The 2,775-nt window shown below is 43.4% G+C and carries 2 protein-coding genes; one reads left to right on the top strand and one right to left on the bottom strand.

What is annotated here, in order from left to right:
* Positions 1-721: 721 nt before the first annotated feature.
* Positions 722-2,077 carry a group II intron reverse transcriptase/maturase gene (ltrA, locus tag H5154_RS22535; protein ID WP_259398594.1) on the top strand — a complete coding sequence of 452 codons (1,356 nt, stop codon included), beginning with the start codon at positions 722-724 and terminating at the stop codon, positions 2,075-2,077.
* A gap of 68 nt (positions 2,078-2,145) precedes the next feature.
* On the opposite strand, the gene H5154_RS22530 is transcribed toward ltrA, so the two are convergent.
* Complete coding sequence (locus H5154_RS22530; protein WP_182719700.1) at positions 2,146-2,553, bottom strand: OsmC family protein; 408 nt, start codon at positions 2,551-2,553, stop codon at positions 2,146-2,148.
* Positions 2,554-2,775: the final 222 nt, after the last annotated feature.

Below are 2,775 nucleotides of genomic sequence, written 5' to 3'. Positions count from 1 at the left end.
TAGATAGTTAGATAGTTAGATAGTTAGATAGTTAGATAGTTAGATAGAATTATAGCAGAACGAAACTTAACGTTTCGTATAACGGGCAAATACTTGCTGGCTATACTTGGCGAAGAATGAGCCGCAGCCAGCGAGTAGTTGTCCCAGCGAGCTTGCGAGCGAGTTGATGCGTTTGTGTACGCCCGACATGGGCATTGACTTATGAGGTGAAAGTCCTCTGTAGGAAGATCACCGTTTAAATAACATACTGTTATTAAACGATAACTACTAGCGAATGGCAAGGGCTAAATCGCGAGAGATAGTCTGGAGGAAGCCGCTAGCAAATCTGCGAGCTGATGAACAAAAACATCATATGAGGCGTAGGCTGAAGACGAGCTAGCACAAGATAGCGAAGTCATGTGATCTAACGGCCACCGTAAATGATGCAGTTGTGCAGAGAAAGTCGATGCACCTTATTCGGGGAGATCTGATAAACACGCATCCGCGCTAACGCTTGGAGATTACCAGTTAGGGACTGGTTGATCAACCCTTGGCGCTTTGGTTGCTGCGACCTACAGCGAGCGAAATAGCAGTAAACAAGCGTTAGTTTTAGACGCGCTTTATCGAGTAATCGCTAGAGTGATTTATCAGAAGTCAGCAGACGGCATAGTAGCCAAACGCCCATCGTAATGGAGGGGACACGGTGAAGGCCTGAACATCTTAACCAGAGGAGACACTACAAATGAACTTGAATTCACATAGATCACCGTGTTGTGATAGTGATGAACAGCGTTCGACTGTGAATAATACCTCGAATGAATATAACCAAATAGATCATGACCTTATGGCAAAGGTACTAAGCAACCACAATATTAGCGCAGCATGGCAACATGTTAAGCGCAATAAAGGGGCTGCGGGTATTGATAATATGAGTATTGAGGAATTTAATGACTTCGCTAAGTTACATTGGCTGGGTATTAAACAACAATTACTTAACGGCACTTATCAACCCTTGCCAGTCAAACGCGTGATGATACCCAAACCTGATGGCGGTGAGCGAATGCTTGGGATCCCTGCTGTTATCGACAGAGTGATCCAACAAGCCATTGCTCAAGTGATCAGCCCTTACTTTGAGCCTCAATTTTCACCACATAGTTATGGTTATCGCCCTCATAAAAGAGCCAGTCAAGCAGTGAACCATGTTCAGTCTTGTGTTAAACAAGGTTATAAAACAGCGGTTGATATCGACTTGTCTAAGTTCTTTGATGAAGTAAACCATGACATGCTAATGAATCGTGTTGGTCGTAAAATCAAAGACAAAGCACTCATGCGCCTACTCGGTAAATACCTACGAGCGGGAGTAGCAGAGTGCGAAACAGGTATGTGGTTTGAGTCAACCAAAGGAGTCCCTCAAGGTGGGCCATTATCCCCTTTGCTTTCCAACATCTTACTCGATGAATTAGATAAGAAGCTAACCTACAAACACCTTAAGTTTGCACGTTACGCTGATGACATAATCATTTTAGTAAAAACGAAAAGCGAAGGATTAATAATCCAGCGGGAAATTACTGCGTTCATCACTAAGCGATTAAAGCTCAAAGTGAACGAATCGAAAAGTCGAGTGGGTCCAGTATCAGGCTCAAAATTTCTCGGGTTCACATTTCGTTACGGTCAAGTGCAGATCCACGAACAGGCGCTAAAGAAATTCAAAGCAAATGTCAGGGAGCTCACTAACCGTAACTGGGGGATCTCAATGACCCTACAAATTCATAAACTCACACAGTATTTACGCGGCTGGGGACACTACTACCTGATAGCCAACGCTTATCAGCTAACGGTGGATTTAGATCATTGGATCCGACGTAGGATAAGAATGTGCTACTGGCGGCAATGGCGTAAACCTCGCACCAAAGTACGCAGTTTAATGAAATTGGGGGTCAGTGAGAGACTAGCCATAGCATGTGGTATCACCAGCAAGGGGCCTTGTCGAAGCTCAAAAACAAAAGGAATTAACATTGCGCTAGGCAATGACTATTTAGCGTCAAAAGGTTTAGTGTCACTGAGAGATATTTGGATCAATATTCATTACGGGAGGTGAACCGCCCATTGCGTACCCGCATGATGGGTGGTGTGGGGGCTGGAGGTTAGAGACCTCCGGCTACCCGATTAAGTGCAATTTTTACCCACTTCAGCTGAACAAGTGATATCGATCGTAGGGCTCAACATAAGACAAACATGACAATGCTTTTCCACCGCATTTTGAGCTGCTCGCAAAATGTCAGATTCCTTAAAACCACTGCCATTTACTGTAAAGTGTAAGTTTGCCGATTTATATAAACGAGGTTCTGATTCCGTTAGTGCAAAAGTAACCGTATTTTCTAGGCCTTTAACTTCAAAACCTTGATCTTGTAGTAACAAGACGACATCCGTAGCACTACATGAACCTAAAGCCGACAATAAAACTTCCGTTGGACAAGGGGCTTTCTCACTTGTAGCGTCAACATTAAACGTAAAGCCGCCTTCAGTTGACACTTCAAAGCGACAATCACCATTCCATTTTATATTAATACTCATACTTCCCTACTTTTTGATGTGACTCTCGCTGATTGCACTAACATTTTAGTATTTATGCGACACGCAGTTTGTGTTGCATAATCGCTTGTTGGACTGAGGTGTTACTTATGCTATGGGAATTTGCTTTTTATGGCCTAAGCGATATCAAGCCAACTTTACTGGCGTGTCTATCGTATCTAAGCTATCCCTGCGTTACTCAGCGTTTATTATGCACCTATTAAA

The organism is Pseudoalteromonas sp. SR44-5 (assembly GCF_014163675.1).
Taxonomy (GTDB): Bacteria; Pseudomonadota; Gammaproteobacteria; order Enterobacterales; family Alteromonadaceae; genus Pseudoalteromonas; species Pseudoalteromonas rhizosphaerae.
This window is presented reverse-complemented; position numbering and strand designations above follow the sequence as displayed.